This window comes from Saccharomonospora amisosensis (genome assembly GCF_011761185.1).
GTDB classification, from domain to species: domain Bacteria; phylum Actinomycetota; class Actinomycetes; order Mycobacteriales; family Pseudonocardiaceae; genus Saccharomonospora_A; species Saccharomonospora_A amisosensis.
In genome coordinates this window covers 2,161,707-2,181,460 of the sequence record NZ_JAAOYM010000001.1, presented here as the reverse complement: position 1 = coordinate 2,181,460, position 19,754 = coordinate 2,161,707, and the positions used below count along the sequence as shown (strand labels likewise).

Annotated in this window: 19 protein-coding genes; 6 read left to right on the top strand and 13 right to left on the bottom strand. The window is 69.9% G+C overall.

The window, feature by feature from the left end; genetic code table 11:
* Positions 1–4: 4 nt before the first annotated feature.
* Positions 5–328, bottom strand: coding sequence for a divalent-cation tolerance protein CutA (gene cutA / locus FHU38_RS10650; protein WP_167169610.1), 324 nt, complete (start codon positions 326–328; stop codon positions 5–7).
* Positions 329–434: 106 nt separating this feature from the next.
* On the opposite strand from cutA, the gene FHU38_RS10645 reads away from it, so the two are divergent.
* Together FHU38_RS10645 and FHU38_RS10640 are read left to right on the top strand one after the other, a co-directional pair.
* A complete protein-coding gene (locus FHU38_RS10645; protein WP_167169607.1) occupies positions 435–1,031 on the top strand; it encodes a TetR/AcrR family transcriptional regulator in 597 nt (198 codons plus the stop codon).
* Positions 1,032–1,214: 183 nt separating this feature from the next.
* Entirely contained in the window at positions 1,215–1,634 is a 420-nt protein-coding gene (locus tag FHU38_RS10640) for a GNAT family N-acetyltransferase (RefSeq protein WP_243852227.1), read from the top strand.
* Positions 1,635–1,646: 12 nt separating this feature from the next.
* On the opposite strand, the gene FHU38_RS10635 is transcribed toward FHU38_RS10640, so the two are convergent.
* The 3 genes from FHU38_RS10635 to FHU38_RS10625 are packed head-to-tail and all read right to left on the bottom strand — an operon-like array spanning position 1,647 to position 4,236.
* On the bottom strand, positions 1,647–2,645 hold the full coding sequence (locus tag FHU38_RS10635) for a phosphotriesterase family protein (protein ID WP_313886724.1): 999 nt from the start codon (positions 2,643–2,645) through the stop codon (positions 1,647–1,649).
* Between the two features lie 56 nt (positions 2,646–2,701).
* On the bottom strand, positions 2,702–3,487 hold the full coding sequence (locus FHU38_RS10630; RefSeq protein WP_167169602.1) for an SDR family oxidoreductase: 786 nt from the start codon (positions 3,485–3,487) through the stop codon (positions 2,702–2,704).
* Entirely contained in the window at positions 3,484–4,236 is a 753-nt protein-coding gene (locus FHU38_RS10625; RefSeq protein ID WP_167169599.1) for an SDR family oxidoreductase, read from the bottom strand. Before FHU38_RS10625 ends, FHU38_RS10630 begins: the two co-directional genes overlap by 4 nt.
* 44 nt (positions 4,237–4,280) lie before the next feature.
* Between FHU38_RS10625 and FHU38_RS10620 the strand changes: the two genes are divergently transcribed.
* A complete protein-coding gene (locus FHU38_RS10620; RefSeq protein ID WP_167169596.1) occupies positions 4,281–4,895 on the top strand; it encodes a TetR/AcrR family transcriptional regulator in 615 nt (204 codons plus the stop codon).
* A 158-nt stretch (positions 4,896–5,053) separates the two neighbouring features.
* On the opposite strand, the gene FHU38_RS10615 is transcribed toward FHU38_RS10620, so the two are convergent.
* The 8 genes from FHU38_RS10615 to FHU38_RS10580 are packed head-to-tail and all read right to left on the bottom strand — an operon-like array spanning position 5,054 to position 14,893.
* A complete protein-coding gene (locus FHU38_RS10615) occupies positions 5,054–5,671 on the bottom strand; it encodes a TetR/AcrR family transcriptional regulator (RefSeq protein WP_167169593.1) in 618 nt (205 codons plus the stop codon).
* Positions 5,661–6,503, bottom strand: a complete 843-nt coding sequence (locus FHU38_RS10610) for an SDR family oxidoreductase (RefSeq protein ID WP_167169589.1) — start codon at positions 6,501–6,503, stop codon at positions 5,661–5,663. Before FHU38_RS10610 ends, FHU38_RS10615 begins: the two co-directional genes overlap by 11 nt.
* Before the next feature lie 19 nt (positions 6,504–6,522).
* Positions 6,523–7,680, bottom strand: a complete 1,158-nt coding sequence (locus FHU38_RS10605) for an acyl-CoA dehydrogenase family protein (RefSeq protein ID WP_167169586.1) — start codon at positions 7,678–7,680, stop codon at positions 6,523–6,525.
* A gap of 2 nt (positions 7,681–7,682) precedes the next feature.
* Positions 7,683–9,644 (bottom strand): acetyl/propionyl/methylcrotonyl-CoA carboxylase subunit alpha, encoded by a 1,962-nt coding sequence (locus FHU38_RS10600; RefSeq protein ID WP_167175922.1) that lies wholly within the window; start codon positions 9,642–9,644, stop codon positions 7,683–7,685.
* Between the two features lie 20 nt (positions 9,645–9,664).
* Positions 9,665–11,272 carry an acyl-CoA carboxylase subunit beta gene (locus tag FHU38_RS10595; protein WP_167169582.1) on the bottom strand — a complete coding sequence of 536 codons (1,608 nt, stop codon included), beginning with the start codon at positions 11,270–11,272 and terminating at the stop codon, positions 9,665–9,667.
* Entirely contained in the window at positions 11,269–12,417 is a 1,149-nt protein-coding gene (locus FHU38_RS10590; protein WP_167169578.1) for an acyl-CoA dehydrogenase family protein, read from the bottom strand. Before FHU38_RS10590 ends, FHU38_RS10595 begins: the two co-directional genes overlap by 4 nt.
* Entirely contained in the window at positions 12,414–14,099 is a 1,686-nt protein-coding gene (locus FHU38_RS10585; protein ID WP_167175920.1) for an acyclic terpene utilization AtuA family protein, read from the bottom strand. The genes FHU38_RS10590 and FHU38_RS10585 overlap by 4 nt, the downstream gene beginning before the upstream one ends.
* A gap of 2 nt (positions 14,100–14,101) precedes the next feature.
* Complete coding sequence (locus FHU38_RS10580) at positions 14,102–14,893, bottom strand: TIGR03084 family metal-binding protein (protein ID WP_167169575.1); 792 nt, start codon at positions 14,891–14,893, stop codon at positions 14,102–14,104.
* Positions 14,894–15,120: 227 nt separating this feature from the next.
* Here FHU38_RS10580 and FHU38_RS10575 point away from each other — a divergent pair, with 227 nt between their 5' ends.
* Both FHU38_RS10575 and FHU38_RS10570 read left to right on the top strand, forming a co-directional pair.
* Positions 15,121–15,957: an enoyl-CoA hydratase-related protein gene (locus FHU38_RS10575; RefSeq protein WP_167169572.1), complete on the top strand. Its 837-nt coding sequence runs from the start codon at positions 15,121–15,123 to the stop codon at positions 15,955–15,957.
* 8 nt (positions 15,958–15,965) lie between these two features.
* Positions 15,966–16,583, top strand: coding sequence for an acetoacetate decarboxylase family protein (locus FHU38_RS10570; RefSeq protein WP_167175918.1), 618 nt, complete (start codon positions 15,966–15,968; stop codon positions 16,581–16,583).
* Positions 16,584–17,119: 536 nt separating this feature from the next.
* Here FHU38_RS10570 and FHU38_RS10565 read toward each other — a convergent pair.
* Positions 17,120–18,052 carry an AraC family transcriptional regulator gene (locus FHU38_RS10565; protein WP_167169569.1) on the bottom strand — a complete coding sequence of 311 codons (933 nt, stop codon included), beginning with the start codon at positions 18,050–18,052 and terminating at the stop codon, positions 17,120–17,122.
* 72 nt (positions 18,053–18,124) lie between these two features.
* Here FHU38_RS10565 and FHU38_RS10560 point away from each other — a divergent pair, with 72 nt between their 5' ends.
* Positions 18,125–19,585, top strand: coding sequence for a flavin-containing monooxygenase (locus FHU38_RS10560; RefSeq protein WP_167169566.1), 1,461 nt, complete (start codon positions 18,125–18,127; stop codon positions 19,583–19,585).
* The last annotated feature ends 169 nt before the right edge of the window (positions 19,586–19,754 follow it).

Here is a 19,754-nt window from a genome sequence, read left to right as displayed (position 1 = left end):
CGGCTCAGGACCGGGTCTCGGTAACCAGCCAGGAAAGGTAGTCGGCGTGGCCCGAGGTGATCGGGGTGACGATCACCTCGGGCACGTCGTAGGTGTGGTGCTCGGTGAGGTGACGCACCAGTGCCTCGGCGCGGTCGGCGGCCGACTTGACCTCGACCCGCCACTCCCTGTCGGTCTCCACGGCGCCCTGCCAGCGATAAACGCTGGTGATCGGGCCGACGATCTGCGCGCACGCGCCGAGTTTCGCCTCGACGACGCTCGCGGCGAGCGCGTGTGCGCGCTCCTCGGAGTCGGTGGTGGTAGCGACGATGACGTGCTCGGAAGCCATGCGGGCAAGGGTAGTCAACGGTAGTCAAGAGCAGTGGTCGCCACGGGCGCAGCTCTGCGCCGCACGCCGGGTTGGCAGGACCGAACGATCGTGCTAAACATGTGGGGTGGGCAAGGGTGAGAGCACGAAGCAGGCGATCCTCGACGAGGCCGCCGAGATCGCCAGCAGGGTCGGCCTGCAAGGCCTGACCATCGGCACCCTCGCCACCAGGACGGAACTGTCCAAGAGCGGGCTGTTCGCGCACTTTCGGTCCAAGGAGTCGCTGCAACTGGACGTGCTGCGGCACACTCGCGACCGGTTCGTCGACGTGGTGGTGCGTCCCGCGCTGGCCACCCCCCGAGGCGAGCCACGGGTCCGCGCGTTCTTCGAGCACTGGTTGAGTTGGTGCTCCGGCGACGTGCTCAGCGGCGGCTGCCTGTTCACCACCGCCGCCACGGAGTTCGACGACCAGCCTGGCCCGGTGCGTGACCTGCTGGTGAGCGACGAACGCGACCTCAGGGACACGATCGCGCAGGTGTGCCGTACCGGTGTGGCCGAGGGGCACTTCCGCGACGACGTCGATCCCCACCAGTTCGCCCAGGACCTGCACGGCATCGTGCTGGCCTACATCCACGCCGCCAGGCTGCTCGACGATCCGGCCGCGCGGCAGCGGGCAATGCGCGCGTTCGAAACCCTGCTCGACAGCCTCCGCGCTCCCCGCTGACCAGCCCTTCACCCAGGCCCACCACGAGAAAGGTGCCACATGATCCCGCGAGCCGAACTGTCCACGTTAAATAGCACGATCGATCGTTTTTTTGCTCTGTCCGGTTCCGCCGCTGCGGCCGGGGCACGGCGGTGGCCCGTTGTCCGCCGGTTCCGGCCGACCGACCTGCCCCTGATAGAGGCGATGTCGCCGCGGCTGTCGGCCACCTCGCTGCACCACCGGTTCTTCGTCGGCACGCCCGCGATTCCGGCCGCGCTGCTACGCCAGCTGGCGAGACTGGACCACCGGCAGCAGGAGGCCGTCGTGGCAGTCGTCGGCACGCGAGTGGTCGGCCTGGCCCAGTACGCGAGCGCGGGCAGCCCCGCCCGCGCGGACCTGGCCGTGCTGGTGGTGGACCGCTGGCAGCACCTGGGAGTGGGGCGGGCGCTGGTCACCCGGCTCGCCGAACTCGCGACCGCACACGGTATCCGCACCTTCGACGCGGCCGTGCTGCCCAGTAACGACGCGGCACACCTCGGCATCGCCCGGCTGTGGCCGGGCGCGCTGGGCACGGCGGACGAGGACAGCATCAACTACCAGCTACCACTACCACCGCCCAGCTGAGCGCGGCGCGGCTCAACCGCCCGCGAGAAACCGGCGTGGGTTGTCGACCAGCATCCGCTCCAACTGCCGCTCGGTGACGCCCCGCTGCCGCAACGCGGGCAGTACGTCCCTGGTGATGTGCAGGTAGTGCCAGTTCGGCAGCACGCTGGGCAGCCGGTCCCTCGGCAGCCAGTCGATGTAGCAGGCGGCGTCGTGGGACAGCACCAGGTGCTCGTCGTAGCCGCGCTCGCACAGCCGCACCACGGTGTCGACCCGCCGCTCGAACGGCAGGATGGCGTCCACGCCGAACCGGTCCATCCCCAGCAGCGAGCCCCGATCGGCGAGTTCCATGAGGTAGTCCAGGTCGGTGGTGTCGCCGCAGTGCCCGATCAGCACGCGCGAGAGATCGACCCCCTCGGCCTCGAACGTGTTCTGCTGGGCGAGGCCCTGCCTGCTGCCCGCGTGGGTGTGCGTCATGATCGGTGTGCCTGTGCGGTGGTGTGCCTCGGCGACCGCCCGCAACACCCTGGCTATCCCGCTGGTGATGCCCGCCCTGTCGGTGACGCACTTGAGCACGCCCGCCTTCACCCCGGTGCCCGCGATGCCGTCGGTGATGTCGCCGACGAACATGTCCACCAGCGGCTCCGCATCGCCGAAGGGGCCGCCGGGCCCGCGCTGGTGCAGGAAGTGCGGCAGGTCGCGGTAGGTGTAGAGGCCGGTCGCGACCACGATGTTGAGGTCCACCTCGGCCGCGACCCGCTGGATGCGCCGGATGTCGCGGCCCAGACCTACGACGGTGGGATCGACGATCGTGTCGATCCCCTCGGCGGCGAGTTCGTTCAGCCGACGCACGGCCTCGGGCACGTCCTCGGCCTCCCGGAAGCCCTCGTGCTCGGGGTAGTTCACCAGGAACTCAGGGCTGAGCACGAAGATGTGTTCGTGGGCCAGCACCCTGCCCAACCGCGAGGCACTCACCGGACCGCGCACGGTTTGCACCTGCTTCGCCCGCTGTGCCGATCCCGCCTCGGCCACCGAGGGCCACCTCGCCTTCTTCCCCGGACGCGGGCTGCCGCTCGGCCCGGATCGCCTCACTCCCCCAGCGCCTGCTCAACCTTTCGCTGCAGCTTGTTCATCCCGGCGAGCCAGCGATCGGTCTGGGTGGCACGGGTGGCGTAGTAGTCGGCCACCTCCGGGTGCGGCAGGATCAGGAAGCCGCCGTCCCGCAGGCCCGCGACACAGCTTTCGGCCACCTGCTCCGGCTCGATCGCGCCCGCGCCCATGATGAGGTCGCCGCCCCTACCCGCGTCCGCCAGCATCCGGGTCCGTACACCCTGCGGGCACACCGCCTGCACGGTGATGCCCCGATGCCGGTACGTGGCGTGAAGCCACTCCGCGAACGCCACGGTGGCGTGCTTGCTGACCGAGTACGGTGCCGACCCGAGATTGGTGAGCAGCCCGGCCGCCGACGCCGTGGCCAGAAAGTGGCCCCTGCCTCGCTCCAGCCACGCGGGCAGCAACAGCCTGGCGGCACGCACGTGGGCCATCACGTTGACCTCCCACGAACGCGCCCACGCCTCCTCGCCGGCCTCCGGCCCGCCGTGCACGGCCACACCCGCGTTGGCGCAGAACAGGTCGATCTCGCCCAGTACCCGCCGCGCCTCGGTGATCAACGCCCGCGCGCCGTGCTCGCTCGCGACGTCACCCGCGAAGGCCGTGCCTCCCACCTCGGCCGCCACCGCACGGGCGGCGTCGCCGTCGAGGTCGGCAACCACGACACGCGCACCCTCACCGGCGAAGCGGCGGGCCAGCGCGGCGCCGATGCCACCACCGGCACCGGTGATCACCACACCGGCGCCGGAGAAGTCGAAGCTCACAACCCACCGCCGAGCGTGCTGCCGCCGTCGATGACGAGCGTCTGCCCGGTGATCCAGCTCGCCCGGTCCGACAGCAGGAACGCCACCGCGCCCGCGACGTCCTCGGGAATCCCCAGCCGCTTCATCGGGTAGGCCGAGGCGACCTCGTCCTCGCGGTTCTCGTACAGCGCGGTCGCGAACTTGGTCTTCACCACCGCTGGCGCCACCGCGTTCACCCTGATCGTGGGCGCGAGTTCGGCCGCCAGTTCGGTGGTCAGCCGGATCAGCGCCGCCTTGGAGACCCCGTACATGCCGATACCGGGCGAGGTGCGCAGTCCGGCGATGGAGGCGACGTTGACCACCGCGCCGCCGTGCTCGCCCATCCACGCCTCGCGCGCCTTGCGGGTCCACGCCAGCGGGGCCAGCACGTTCACCGCGAAGATCTTTGCCGCCGCATCGATGTCGACGTCGATCATCGGGCCGTAGATCGGGTTGATGCCGGTGTTGTTGACCAGCAGGTCCAGGCTGCCGAACGTTTCCACGGTGCGGGCGACGGCCTGATCCTGATGCTCGGGGTCGTCGGCCTTGCCCGGCACCCCGATCGCGACCGCGTCACCGCCGAGCTGTTCGACGGCGTCAGCGAGCGGCTCTGGCTTGCGCGCCGTGATGCAGACCTTGGCGCCCGCCTCGACAAGCGCGTGGGCCACACCGAGTCCGATGCCACGGCTGGCGCCTGTCACAATGGCCACGCGGCCCTTGAGGGAATTCACCGTGTTTCTCCAATCCACGCTAAGCGCTCGCTTACAATCCTCGCATGACGATGTCCCTGTCGGCCGACTTGTGGCCCGACGTCCAGCCGGAGGCGGCACGCAGGTTGATGCTGGCCGGGGTCGAGTCGTTCGCGCGGCGCGGCTACCACGCCACCACCACCCGCGACATCGCCAGTGGCGCGGGCATGAGCCCGGCCGCGCTGTACGTCCACTTCCCTTCCAAGGCGGCGCTGCTGTTCGAGATCAGCCGCAACGGGCACCAGCAGGCGTTGGCACTCGTGCGGGAGGCCGCCGAGGAGGCGGACTCACCGGTCGAGGGCGTCCGCCTGATCGTGGAGCGGTTCGTTACCTGGCATGCCCGGCGGCACACCGTCGCAAGGGTGGTGCAGTACGAACTGCAGGCGTTGCCCGAGAAGGAGTTCGAGGTGGTCGCGGATCTGCGGCGCGGTATCGAGCGGATCATGCGCGACCTCGTGGTGCGCGGAATGGAGTCGGGCGACTTCACCGTCGCCGACCCGGGCACGGCGGCGCGGGCGGTACTGTCGCTGGGCATCGATGTCGCGCGCTGGTATTCCGAGCGGGCGCGCAAGGCGCCCGCGGTCCTCGGCGAGGAATACGGCGAGCTCGCGTTGCGAATGCTGGGGGCGAAGGTCGACTGACCGCGACTCACACTCACCTCCTGCCCGGCGACGCTGACGCCGCAACATACTAAGCGCTCGCTCACCCGTCACGCCACCCCCGCGCGAGTCCCCCGTTCCTGCCCGCGAGTCCCCCGCTCCCGCCCACGAGTTCTGCGTTCGCGAGTGCGCGTAGGCGTTCACCGGGCGGCGGCGCTGCCGGACCCCTCGGCCACCATCGGCTCCAGCAGGGTGGCCCACTGCCGTGCGATCTGCTCCCGCCGCTTGGTGTCGTCGGTCAGCAGGTTCGCCAGCCCCAGGCCACGGGCGAGGTCGAGGGTGGCCTGCACGATCTCCCGCACGCCCTGCCGTGACTCGTCGACACCGAGCAACTCGACCGCCATCCGATGCGCCTCCCTGCCGACCTGCGCTTCCAGCGGCGCCAGGATCGCGCGCAACGCGTCATCGGTGGAGGCGGCCACCCACAGGTGCAGCGCGGCACGGAACTTCGGCCCGGTGTAGAGATTCAGCAACATCCGCGCGACCGGACCGGCCCGGGAAGGGCCCTCCGGCAGCGCCGCCGCCTGCTCGCGCAGCTCGGCGATCTGCTCCTCGGTGAGGAACTCCACGGCGGCGACGACCAGCTGCTCCCTGGTCGGGAAGTGGTGTTGGGCCGCGCCGCGCGACACCCCGGCCCGCTCCGCGATCACGCCGACCGTGGTGCCGTTCCAGCCCAACTCGGCCAGACACTCGACGGCGGCGTCCACCAGCCTCCGTCGGGTGGTTCTGCTGCGTTCCTGCCTCGGCTCACGCGCCATCGGCGGGATCAACCCAGAAGTCGAGCTGCAGGTCTTCCTCCCGCTCACACAGCCGGTACTTCGCCAGGTCGGTGACGCCGACGGAGGCGAGTACCTCGTCGTCGATGAAGAAATTGCCGCTCACCTCGCGGCTGGGCTTGATCAGGATCGCGTGAGCCGCATCGGCCATGATCTCGGGGCTGCGTGACCGGCTGGACAGCTCGGCGCCGACCACGTTGCGGATGGCGGCCGTGTCGATGGTGGTGCGTGGCCACAGCGAGTTGGCCGCGATGCCGTCGCCACGCAACTCGGCGGCGAGACCCACCGTGACCAGGCTCATCGAGTACTTCGCGATGCTGTACGCGAGATGCCCCGCCTCGAACCACTTCGGCTCCAGCCGGATCGGCGGTGACAGCGTGAGGATGTGCGGGTTGGCCGCGGCTCGCAGGTGCGGGATGGCCGTTCGCGACAGCAGGAACGACCCGCGCGCGTTGATGTCCTGCATCAGGTCGTAGCGCTTCATCGGGATGTGCTCGGAGCCGGTGAGGTCGATGGCGCTGGCGTTGTTCACCACGATGTCCAGACCGCCGAACTGCTCGACCGTGCGCTGCACCGCCGCGGCGACGGTCTCGTCGTCGCGCACGTCACCGACGATCGGCAGCGCGTGGCCACCCGCCTGCTCGACCGCCTTGGCGGCGGTGTAGACCGTGCCGGGCAGCTTCGGGTGCGGCTCGGCGGTCTTGGCCAGCAGCGCCACGTTGGCACCGTCGCGCGCCGCGCGCACGGCGATGGCCTCGCCGATGCCCCGGCTGCCGCCCGACATGATCAGGGTCTTTCCGGCCAGTGTCGTCATGGTCATGCTCCCTTGTTGCTCAGTAGGACTTCGGCAGGCCGAGGCTGTGCTGCGCCACGAAGTTCAGCACCATCTCCCTGCTCACCGGGGCGATGCGACCGACGCGGACGGCGGCGAGCAGCGTGCCCAGCCCGTACTCCGATGCCAGCCCGTTACCGCCGTGCACCTGCACCGCCTGGTCGACCGCGCGGATCGCGGCCTCGGCCGCCGCGTACTTCGCCATGTTGGCCGCCTCACCCGCGCCGAAGTCGTTGCCGGAGTCGTACAGTGCGGCGGCCTTCTGGGTCATCAGCTTCGCCAATTCCAGCTCGATCTTCACCTGCGCCAGCGGATGCGCGAGGCCCTGGTGGGAACCGATCGGCGCACCGAAGACACTGCGCTGCTTGGCGTAGGCCACGCCCTTGTCCAGCGCGTAACGCGCGATGCCCACCGAGAACGAGGCGCCCATGATGCGCTCGGGGTTGAGCCCGGCGAACAGCTGGGCGATGGCGGCGTCCTCGGAGCCGACGAGCGCGTCGGCGGGCAGCCGAACGTCGTCGAGGAACAGGCCGAACTGGTTGTCGGCCGACACCAGGTCCATCTCGATTCGCCGGTACTCGAACCCGGGGGTATCGGTGGGCACGATGTACAGCGCGGGCTTGAGGTTGCCGGTCCTGGCGTCCTCGGTGCGGCCGACCACGAGCACCGCGTCGGCCTCGTCCACGCCGGAGATGAACACCTTGCGCCCGTTGAGAATCCAGTCGCCGCCGTCGCGGCGCGCGGTGGTGGTGATGCGGTGGGCGTTTGAGCCCGCGTCGGGTTCCGTGATGGCGAACGACATCCGCACGCTTCCGTCGGCGAACCCGGGAAGCCAGCGCCGCTTCTGCTCATCGGTGCCGAACCGCGCGATGACGGTGGCGCAGATGGCGGGCGAGACGACCATCAGCAGCATCGGGGTGCCCGCGGCGCAGAACTCCTCACACACGGCCGCGAGGTCCCCGATGCCCGCTCCCCCGCCGCCGTACTCCTCGGGAACGCTCACGCCGAGGTAGCCCAGCCTGCCCGCCTCGTCCCACAGCTCGCTGGTGTGCCCCCCGCTGCGAGCCTTGTCGCGGTAGTACTCGTGGCCGTACTTGCCCGCCAGCTCGGCCACCGCCTCACGCAGCGCCTGCCGTTCGGGTGCCTCGACGAAATTCACGTTCACTCCTCTGTGTTGACGACGGCGAGCACGGCGCCGAGTTCGACCTGCTGGCCCACGGACACGGGCAGTTGTGCCACCACACCGTCCGCGGGCGCGGCGATGCGGTGCTCCATCTTCATGGCCTCCAGGAACAGCAGCGCTTCCCCCGCGCGTACCCGTTCGCCCTGCGAAACGGCGACGCGCACCACGGTTCCCGGCATCGGCGCGACCAGCGATCCGGCGGCCAGTTCGGCGTCGGGGTCGGTGAAGCGCGGCACCGGCGCCAGGCTCACCGGACCCAGCGGCGAGTCCACCGTGACGAGTCCGGGATAGCGCGCGACGTCGAACCTCCGGCGCACACCCGCGATCTCCAGCACGACCCGCTCGGGCTTCGCCCCGACCAGCGTGACGTCGGTGAAGTCCGGACTCCACAGCCCGTCGCGGCCCAACCGGTAGCGCACCTCGTGGTGGCTACCGTCGCTGGCGGTGTAGGACTTGCGCTGCGGCGGGGCGGCGACATTGCGCCACCCGCTCGGCAACCCGCCGAGCACGCCAGCCTCGGCGCGGTTGCGTGCCGCGTCGGCCAGCGCGGCGGCCAGCGACGAAAGGCGCACCGCGCGTTCGTCGGCCAGCGGGGCCGACAGCGTGTCGATGCCGTGCCGGTCGAGGAAGGCGGTGTCGGTGTCACCTTCGAGGAAGGCCGGATGCCGCAGCACGTTCACCAGCAGGTCGCGGTTGGTGCCGACCCCGTGGACGCGGGCCTTCGCCAGCGCTGCCGCGAGCATCCTCGCCGTGGACCGCCGGTCCGGGCCCCACGCGATGACCTTCGCCAGCATCGGGTCGTAGTGCACGCTCACCACGGTGCCGTCGGTGACCCCGCTGTCGAGCCGGATGCCGTGGCGCGAGGGCACGGCGAACTCGGCGGTGACGCCGGGCACCGCGAACCGGTGCAGCGGCCCGCTTCTCGGGGTCCACCCCTGCGCCGGGTCCTCGGCGTAGAGCCGCACCTCGATGGCGTGCCCGCTCGGTGCGGGTGGCTCGCTCGGCAGTGCGTGTCCCTGCGCGATCCGCAGTTGCAGTTCCACCAGGTCCGTCCCGGTGGTGCATTCGGTGACCGGGTGTTCCACCTGCAGCCGGGTGTTCATCTCCAGGAAGTGGAACTCGCCGCTGGGCGTGGCGAGGAACTCCACCGTGCCGGCGCCGACGTAACCGATGGCACGGGCAGCCGCGCGGGCGGCCTCGAACAGCCGCTGCCGCATGGCGTCGTCCACCAGCGGTGAGGGCGCCTCCTCGACCACCTTCTGGTGCCTGCGCTGGATCGAACACTCCCGCTCGCCCACCGCCCACACCGTGCCGTGGGTGTCGGCCATGAGCTGCACCTCGATGTGCCTGCCAGTTTCGAGGTAGCGCTCGCAGAACACGGTGGGGTCGCCGAACGCCGACGCGGCCTCGGCACTGGCACTGTCCACGGCCGATTCCAGTTCGCGCAGCTCGCGCACCACGCGCATGCCACGGCCGCCGCCACCGGCGGATGCCTTCACCAGCACGGGCAGGTCGGACTCGGTGACCTCGCGCGGGTCGAGTTCGGGCAGCACCGGCACTCCGGCGTCGGCCATGATTCGTTTGGCCTCGACCTTCGAGCCCATCGCCTCGATGGCTTCGGCCGGCGGCCCCACCCAGGTCAGCCCGGCACCGGTAACCGCGCGGGCGAAGTCGGCGTTCTCGGATAGGAAGCCGTAGCCGGGGTGCACCGCGTCCGCACCGGCCGAGGTGGCCGCCGCCACGATGGCGTCGGCACGCAGGTAGGTCTGTGCCGGTGCGTCGCCGGGCAACCGGATCGCCGCGTCGGCGGCCTCGACATGCGGTGCCGCGGCGTCGGCGTCGGAGTACACGGCGACGGTGCCGATACCGGCGTCGCGGCAGGAGCGGAAGATCCGCAGCGCGATCTCGCCCCGGTTGGCGACGAGCAGGTTCTCGATCACGGTGGTCACGCAGCCGCCCCTCACATCCGGAAGACGCCGAAGCCGGTGCCGTCGAACTGGGCACCGCGTACGGGGTTGGTGTGGATGGCCGAAAGGCACAGCCCGAGCACGGTCCTGGTGTCCCTGGGGTCGATCACCCCGTCGTCGTAGAGCCGTCCGGAAAGGAACATCGGCAGCGACTCGGCCTCCACCTGCGCCTCGACGGCGGCCCGCATGGCGGCGTCGCCCTCCTCGTCGTACGGCTGGCCGCGCGACTGGCTCGCGGCCCTGGCCACGATGGACAGCACCCCCGCCAGTTGCTGCGGCCCCATCACCGCCGACTTGGCGCTGGGCCAGGCGAACAGGAAGCGGGGGTCGTAGGCGCGCCCGCACATGCCGTAGTGCCCCGCACCGTAGGAGGCTCCGATGAGGATCGAGATGTGCGGCACCTTGCTGTTGGACACCGCGTTGATCATCATCGCGCCGTGCTTGATGATGCCGCCCTGCTCGTAGTCCTTTCCGACCATGTAGCCGGTGGTGTTGTGCAGGAACAGCAGCGGAGTGTCGGTCTGGTTGGCCAGCTGGATGAACTGGGTGGCCTTCTGCGACTCCTCGCTGAACAGCACGCCCTGTGCGTTGGCGAGCACGCCGATGGGATAGCCGTGCACGCGTGCCCAACCGGTGACCAGGCTGGTGCCGTACAGCGGTTTGAACTCGTCGAACTCCGAACCGTCCACCACACGGGCCAGCACCTCACGCGGGTCGAACGGCACCTTCAGCCCATCGGGCACCACACCGAGCAGTTCGTCCTCGGCGTAGCGCGGCGGCGCCACCTCGGTGGGAGCGGGGCCGTGCTTGCGCCAGTTGAGCCTGCTCACGATCCGCCTGCCGAGGCGGATCGCGTCAGGCTCGTCGCGGGCGAGGTAGTCGGCCAGCCCCGACGTGCGGGCGTGCATCCGCGCGCCACCGAGGGACTCGTCGTCGGACTCCTCGCCGGTCGCCATCTTCACCAGTGGCGGGCCACCGAGGAACACCTTCGAGCGTTCCTCGATCATCACCACGTAGTCGGACATGCCGGGCACGTACGCCCCACCTGCGGTGGAGTTGCCGAAGACGAGCGCGATCGTGGGGATACCGGCTGCCGAGAGCCTGGTCAGGTCGCGGAACAGCCGCCCGCCCGGGATGAAGATCTCCTTCTGCGTCGGCAGGTCCGCACCGCCGGACTCGACCAGGTTGATCACCGGAAGCCGGTTTTGCAGCGCGATGTCGGACGCGCGGAAGATCTTTCGCACCGTCCACGGGTTGCTCGCGCCGCCTCGTACTGTCGGGTCGTTGCCGATGACGACACACTCCACACCGGACACGACGCCGATCCCGGTCACGACGCTGGCGCCCACCTGGAAGTCGCTGCCCCACCCGGCGAGCGGGGACAGCTCCAGGAACGGGGAGTCCTCGTCGAGCAGCAGTTCGATCCGCTCGCGCACCGTCAGCTTGCCCCGCTCGCGGTGCCGGGTGACGTACTTCTCGCCCCCACCCGCCGCGGCCTTGGCGTGCTCGGCCTCCACTTCCGCGAGCTTGGCGAGCATGGCCTCGCGGTAGGCGGTGTACTCCTCGCCCGAGGTGTCCAGTGTGGAGCGCAGCGTGGTCATGCGGTGTACCCCAGTAGTTTCGCTGCGAGCCCGGCGAGGATCTCGTTGGTTCCCCCGCCGATTCCGAGGATGCGTACGTCGCGGTAGTGCCGCTCCACTTCGGACTCCCGAAGGTAACCCAACCCGCCGTGCAGTTGCACCGCCTCGTTGAGCACCCATTCGGCGGTCTCGACCGCGGAGTTCTTCGCGAAACAGGTCTGCGCGATCACTTCCTCGCCCTGCGCGTGGCGGGTCGCCACCTGCCGGGTGTAGGTGCGGGCGAGGTCGATCCGGCGGGCCATCTCGACCAGCTTGTGCTGCACGAGTTGGCGTGAGATGAGTGGCCTGCCGAAGGTCTCTCGGAGACGGCACCACCGCAGGGTGAGGTCGAGCGCGCGTTGCGCGGTGGCATAGGCCTGCACCGCGAGTGAGAGGCGCTCGGTGACGAACTGGGTCGCGACCTGGGCGAAGGCGCTGTTCTCCTCGCCGACCAGGTTGGCGGCGGGCACCCTGGCGTCGCTGAAGGACAACTCGGCGGTGTCGGAGCAGTGCCAACCCATCTTCTCCAGCTTGCGGCTGACCGTGAAGCCCGGCGTGTCGCGCTCCACCACCAGCAACGAAAGGCCGTGCGCCCCCTGGTCGCCGGTTCGCACGACGGTCGTCACGAAGTCGGCGCGGGTACCGGAGGTGATGAAGGTCTTCGCGCCGTTGACGACGTAGTGGTCGCCGTCGCGCTTGGCCGTGGTGCGGATCGCGGCGACGTCGGAACCACCGTCGGGCTCGGTGACCGCCAGCGATCCGATCTTCTCGCCTGCCAGTGTCGGCCGCACCCAGCGTTCGATCTGCCGCTCGTCGCCCGCCGCCGCGATGTGTGGCACCGCGATGCCGCAGGTGAACAGCGAGGCGACCAGGCCGCCGGAACCGCCCGCGTAGTGGATCTCCTCGGTCACGGTGAGCGCGTCGAGGTAGTTCCCGCCGGAGCCGCCGACGCTCTCGGGGAACGACACGCCCAGCAACCCGATGTCGCCCGCCTTGCGGTGCAGGTCCCTCGGCAGTTCCCCGGCACGCTCCCAGTCGTCGAGGTGAGGCAGCACCTCGTTCTCGACGAACCGCCGCACGGTGCGCCGCAGTTCGACGCGCTCGGGCGTGGCGAAGGGGTCGCTCACAGTAGTTCCTCCGGAATCTCGACAACTCTGCTGCGCAGCCACTCCCCCAATGCCTTCGCCTGCGGGTCGAAGCGCGCCTGCGCCGCGACACCCTCACCGAGCAACCCGTCGACGACGAAGTTGACGGCGAACAGGTTCGGCAGGAGATACCTGCGTACGGGTAGGTCCTCGGTCTCGGGCAACAACCGCCGCAGCCGCTCGACGGTGAGCGTGTGCACCAGCCAGCGCCACTGCCGCTCGGTGCGTACCCACACTCCGACGTTGGCGCTGCCGCCCTTGTCGCCGCTGCGGGCACCGGCGATCGTGCCAAGTGGCACCCGCCGGACCGGACCTTTCGGCAACGGTTCCGGCAGCGGCGGGTCCGCAGGCTCTCGCAGTTCGCGGGTCTCGTCCGGCGGTGGGATGTCCACGCGCGTGCCATCGGCGAGTACGGCGACATGCGGCACCTGCCTGGCGTCCAAAGTGGAGTCGGTGAAGACGCCGTACGGCGAGGCCTCGGCGGGAGGCGCGGTGACGTGAAAGCCGGGGTAACTGGCCAATGCCAGTTCGATCGCCGCACCGCTGAACGCCCTGCCCGCCACTTTCGGATCGGTGTCCCTGACCGCGCAGTGCAGCAGCGCGCTTGCGGCCTCCTCGGTGTCGGCATCGGCGTGGTCGGTGCGCCCCAGCGTCCAGCGCACCTCGGCGGGCTCGTTACCGCGCAACGCGCTGCGGAGTTGCTCGCGCACCAGTGCGGCCTTGGCCTCGATGTCGAGGCCGGTGAGTACGAACGTCACCTCGTTTCGGAACCCGCCGAGCCGGTTCAGCCCGATCTTGAGCGTCTTCGGTGGCGGTTCGCCGCGCACCCCTTGGATGAGCACGCGGTCCGTGGCCTGCTGCCGCAGTTCGGCGGTGTCGAAACGAGCCGTGACGTCAGGGCCCGGATAGCGCGCACCGGCGATCTCGTACAGCAGTTGCGCGGTGACCGTGCCCACGGTCACCACTCCCCCGGTGCCCTCGTGCTTGGTGATCACGCTGGAGCCATCCGCGTGGACCTCCGCGATCGGGAACCCCGGCACGCCGATGTCATGCTCGGTGAAGAACGCGTAGTTACCGCCGGTGGCCTGCGCGCCGCACTCGATGACGTGCCCCGCGGCCACGGCACCCGCCAGCGCGTCGTAGTCGTCGCGGTGCCAGCCGTGGTGCGCCGCCGCCGGGCCGACGACGAGCGAGGCGTCGGTGACCCGGCCGGTGACCACCACGTCGGCCCCGGCTCGCAGGCACTCGGCGATACCCCACGCCCCGAGGTAGGCGTTGGCGGTGAGTGGCTGGCCCAGCCCGAGTTCCTCCGCCCGCGCCAGCAGGTCGTCGCCCTCGACGTGGGCGACGCTGACGGTGATGCCGAGCCGCTGCGCCAGCTCCCGGACGGCGTCGGCAAGCCCCGCCGGGTTGAGCCCGCCCGCGTTGGTGACGATCCTGACACCGCGGTCCTTGGCGATCCCGAGGCTGCCCTCGAGCTGGCGCAGGAACGTCCTGGCGTAGCCGCGACTCGCGTCCTTCAGTCGGTCTCGGCCGAGGATGAGCATGGTCAGCTCGGCAAGGTAGTCGCCGGTGAGCACGTCGATCTCACCGCCGGTGAGCATCTCGCGCACCGCGGCGAAGCGGTCACCGTAGAAGCCGGACGCGTTGGCGATCCTCAGCATGCTCACCCCGCCTGTCCCGGCTGCCTGCCCTGACCCGGCGGGCCCGCGAACGCCTGCGCGATGCGCAACCACTGCTCGGCGTCGGCGCCCTCGGCCCGCAGTCCGGTGTCGGCAGGGTGGCGGCGCTGGGTGACGACGAGGCAGAAGTCCAGCGCCGAGCCGTTCACCCGCTGCGCCGCGTCGGCGGGCCCGAACGCCCAGGTTCCGGTGCCCGGCGCGGTCAACTCGACGCGGAACTCCTCGGCGGGTGGGGTCAGCGAGTGCAGCTGGAAGGCGAAGTCGCGGGTGCGTACTCCGAACCGCGCGATGTGGCGCAGCCGGGCCGTGGGAACGCGCTGGACGCCGAGCGCGTCGGCGACGTCATGGCCGTGGGCCCAGGTCTCCATCATTCGCGCCGTGGCCATCGAAGCCGCGCTCATCTGAGGGCCGTACCAGGGCAGTTTCGTGCCGGTGCGCACGCTTGCCAGTGCTTGCCGCAGCTGTGCACGCCCATGCCGCCATGCCGAGAGCAGTTCCGTCGGCGGTGTCGCGGCGCCCTCGGCGGCGGCTTCGTCGACGTAGCCCTCCCCCGCTGCCAGCGCGCGCTTGACCTCGGCACCGAACTGCTCGGGGTGCCGCGCCGCGAGCAGCGCCTTGCCGTCGGTCCACGCGAGGTGCGCGATCTGGTGCGCCACGGTCCAGCCCGGCGCGGGAGTCGGCTTCGCCCATTCGTCGTCGGCCAGCCCGCTCACGAGGTCGTCCACTTCCTGGCTCTCCGCGTCGAGATCGCGAAGGATCGCCTCGAGCTCCACCACCTGAACCCACCTTCCTCGGCGCCGCGGCCCGCCTGCGGCGAGCGTGGCACTGCCAGGAGAAAAAATCAAGCACGCGTGATTGTTTTGGGTTGTTGACCGGTTGCCAGTAAGCGTGTGGTGCAATACGGTCAACGATCGCCGCGCCGGGGTAGGCACAGGACCAGGTGCGCCGCAGGACACACGAGGCACCAGGGGTGGGTGTCCCGCAAGACCACAGGAGGCTTCCCGTGACCGACTACGCCGAGATCACCTACCGCGTCGCGGATCGCATCGCGACGATCACGCTGAACCGCCCGCGGGCCCGTAACGGCTACACCGTGCGGATGTCCGACGAGCTCGCAGACGCGTTCGGCCGCGCCGACGCCGACGAGGACGTGCGGGTCGTGGTGCTCACCGGCGAGGGCAAGGACTTCTCCGTCGGCGCCGACCTGTCGCAGGGCGGGTTCGACTTCGATCAGAGCGGCCCCGACACGGCATGGCAGGAGCCCGCCGGTCGGGTGTCCAAGCGGGTGTTCCAGCTGAACAAGCCGGTGATCGCCGCCATCAAGGGCGCGGCCATCGGCGGCGGCATCACGATCACCCTCTCCGCCGACTACCGGCTCGCCGCCACCGACTCCCGTTTCGGGTTCGTCTTCGTGCGGCGGGGCATCTATCCCGAAGGCGCCTCCGCGTGGTTCCTGCCCCGGCTGGTCGGCATGGGCAGGGCGATGGACTGGATGGTGAGCGGGCGAGTGTTCGACGCGCAGGAGGCCCACTCGGCCGGGCTGGTGCACAGCTTGCACGAGCCCGAAAAGGTGCTCGACGCCGCCTACGAACTGGCGGCCGACCTCGCGGCCAACACCGCGCCGGTCTCGGTGGCCGTCACCAGGCAACTGCTGTACCGCATGTCCGGTATGGACTCACCGCTGCCCGTGCACGAGGTGGACTCCAAGCTCATCGCGAGCATCATGAACAATCCCGACTCGGCCGAGGGTGTGCTTTCGTTCCTGCAGAAGCGGCCGCCGAAGTTCACCATGAGCGCGAACAACGACCTGCCCGACTTCCTGCCGTGGGTGAAGGGCTGAACGAGGCGATGCCGGACTATCCCCCCGAACCGTGGAACCTGGCAGGCGACGCGCATTTGTCGGTGTGGCCGGTGCCGCACCGGCGGCTGCCCCGCCTGCCCGCCTCGGTGACGCCGGTGACCATCGGTGGCAGGGCCGTGGTGGTCACCGCCTGGATCGACTACCGCCCGCCGGGCGAGATGTCGTATCACGAGTTGCTCGCCACCGTCGCCGTTCGCCGTGGCGCGCGGCCGACCGGCACGATCACCGAGATCTGGGTGGACAGTGAGGCCTCGCTGGCGGGTGGTCGGCAACTGTGGGGCATCCCCAAGGAACTGGCGAACCTGAACTTCACCGGCGGCAGCGGTTTCACCGGCTCGGCGAGCACGCAGCGGGCCTGGATCGCCACCGCGGCGTTCACCTCACGTGGCGGTCCGCCCGTGCGGGTGCCCGCCGCGTTCGCGATCGTGCAGTCGATGGACGGTGCGCCACTGGCCAGCAGGGTCGCCTCCCGAGGCAGGCCGCGGCTGGCCTCGGCGAGGTGGAACATCAACCCGGCGGGCCCGCTCGGCTACCTCGCGGGTCGCAAGCCGTTGCTGAGTGCCCAGCTGCTGGATTTCCGGATCAGGTTCGGCGGACGCGCCTGAGCGCTCGCGGGCGCGATTTCGCCGATCGCGATCCGGTTCCGCAAACAAGGAGCGCCTCGCCACCCGGCCGGCCAGAACCCGGTTTCTACCAATTCGTCCGCCTACCCGCGCCGAAGCTCGGTGCAATCTGCCTACCCAGGCTCTTTGTCGGTTGCCAACGTTGGTCTGGTCGCTTCGGACACGGCGCCGTCGGACGACGACGTACACCGTCACGCCGAGCCGGTCACGGACGATCGCCGGAGCCCTCAGCGCGTGCCGGAGGATCGACTCGGGCACGACGACCGCGTACCGCACGCCCGGCGCGCCGAGTTCGGTCATCCGCCGAAGAAGCTGACCCCACATCGTGTCCGCATCAACGCCACCGGCCGACGTCATGCCCTTCGCTTCGACGTGCGGCGCCACGCGTGTGCACCGCGATCGGGTCGCGCGGGCCCTCACTCGACGTCTGCCACACGACCGGCGAGAGTCCAGGCCAACGCAATGTTGATCGCCATATGTCGTGAGCCCGGCTTCCTGACCGCGGCCTCGTGGCTCACTCAATGTGTCAGGTAGCGGCGGGGGCTGGTGCGTTTCCAGCGCCGGAAGGCGCGGATGAAGCTGGAGGCCTCGCCGTAGCCGAGCCGGTATGCCACCTGTTCCACCGACAGCGCCCGGGTGGCCAGCAGTTCCTCCGCGAACGCCTCGCGAACCTCGTCCACCAGCGCGCGGTAGCTGGTGCCCTCCTCGGCAAGCCTGCGCCGCAGCGTACGTACGTTCATACCCAGGTCCGCGGCGACGTGCTCCATTCCCGCGCGCAACCCGTCCGCGGCCAGCAGGCGGTCCCGCACCTGCCTGGCCACACCGGAGCGCTCACGGCGGCGGGCGAGCAACTCCCGGCACTGTCGCTCGCACAGCGCCGCGGTGTGCTCGTTCGCCTGCGGCATCGGCAGGTCGAGCAGGTGCCGCGCGAAGCTCACGCGATGACGTTCGCCGTCGTACTCCGGCCGCATGCCCAGTAGCTCGTCCATCAGCGTGAAAGTCGCCGCCACATCGCGTGCCAGCAGGAACGACCGCACGTCGGACGGCACGGTTTCGGCACGCCAGTACAGGTGCGCGGTGTCACCTTCCACCCGCAACTCCGGCACGCAGAACACGTAGGTCAGCTCGACGTAGCGCAGCGCGAACTCGATGGCGTCGCCGACCGTGCGGCTGCTGGTGACGGCGTAGCCGAAGATGCCGTAGGACGTCGCGTGGTACAGCCTGCCCGCTTCGGAGCCCAGCGTGGCAGGGTCCTCGTCGTCGCAGTGGATGAGGTTGCGCACCACCGCCAGTTCCTGGTGGGCCTCGACCTGCGCGAGCGGATCACGCGTGGTGCGCACGTCGATGCCCGTGCCCGCGAGCACGGATTCGGCGGCGATCCCGCGCGCCATGGCGAAGTCCACGAGCAGCGCGACGCTGACGATCCCGCGCGGGAAGTCCCAGGCGACCATGTGTCCGAAAATATCAATATCTTGTCCTCACCTCCGCTGGAGTGCCGCTCGAGCCCCCTCTAATCTCCCGGCATGGACACGATCAGCACGACAGCCCTCATTGTGGGCGCGGGATTCGGTGGCGTCGCGATGGCGATCGAACTGCGACGGGCGGGCATCCATGACTTCGTCGTGCTGGAGAAGGCGAACCGCGTCGGCGGGGTCTGGCGGGAGAACACCTACCCCGGGTCCGGCTGCGACGTGCCCTCACCGCTGTACTCCTACTCGTTCGCGCGCAACCGCTCCTGGCCGCGCCGATACTCGGAGCAGGCCGACATCCACGCCTACCTCGAACGCACGGCGGCCAGGTTCGGTGTGCTCAACCATGTCCGCTTCGGCAGCGAGGTGGCCACCGCCGAGTTCGACGAGACCAGCGGAACGTGGTTGGTGCGCACTACCGACGGCGGGCAGTTCGCCACCCGGGTGTTCATCCCGGCGACCGGGCAGCTGTCCCGGCCCGCTTACCCGCCGATCCCTGGTATCGACTCCTTCCAGGGCACCTCGTTCCATTCGGCGGAGTGGAACCACGACTGCGACTTGACCGGCAAGCGTGTCGCCGTCGTCGGCACGGGGGCGAGCGCGATCCAGTTCGTGCCGAAGATTCAGCCGAATGTCGGCAAACTGACGGTGTTCCAGCGTTCGGCGCAGTACATCATGCCCAAGCGCGACCACGACTACACCGCCTGGCACCGCAGGCTCCTTCGACTGGCGCCATTGCAGACGCTGGACCGGCTGCTGTTCTGGCTCTACGCCGAGTTCGCCCAGCTCTGCCTTTCGAAATGGCGGGCATTCACCCCGCTGTTCCTGCGGCAGACCAGCAAGCACCTGCGCGAGCAGGTGCCCGGCGAGGAATTGCGCCGCAAACTCACCCCGGACTACGAGCTGGGCTGCAAGCGCGTGCTGTTCAGCAACGACTACCTTCCCGCGCTCGCGGAGTCCAATGTGGAACTGGTTACCGAGCGGATCGTGGAGATCACGCCGACCGGGCTGCGCACCGCCGACGGCACCGAGCACGCCGCCGACATCATCATCTACGCGACCGGCTTCGCGGCGCGAGAACTGCTCGCGCCGATGAAGGTGCACGGGCTGGGCCACCGGCCGCTTTCGCAGTCGTGGAGCGAGGGTGCGCGTGCCCACCTCGGTATCACGGTCCCCGGTTTTCCGAACATGTTCCTGATGTACGGACCGAACACCAACCTCGGCGGCGGCTCGATCATCTACATGCTGGAGAGTCAGGCCCGCTACATCGGCGACGCGGTGCGCAAGCTCGTCCGGCACCCCGGTCACTACCTCGACGTGCGCGCGGAGGCCGAGCAACGCTGGGACGACGAGGTGCAGGCGCGGCTCGAGCGCTCGGTGTGGACCCGTTGCAGCAGCTGGTACCGCAACGAGCACGGCAGGGTGGTGTCGAACTGGCCCGGCCGCACCGGTGAGTACCGCAAGCGCACCCGCGCCGTCGACCTCGCCGACTTCGAGGTGCGCACCACCCGCTGAGTGAGCCGGTCGGGTTCGCTGTCCGCTCCGTGCCGTCCGGCGCGGGACGACTGCCTCACCGGGTCAGCGGCACTCCGTGATCAACAACACCACGACACGCCATATATTGGGCTCCACGCATCGACCAACCCCTAGATGTAGGCTTCGCCCAGTCATCAGCTGAACGAAG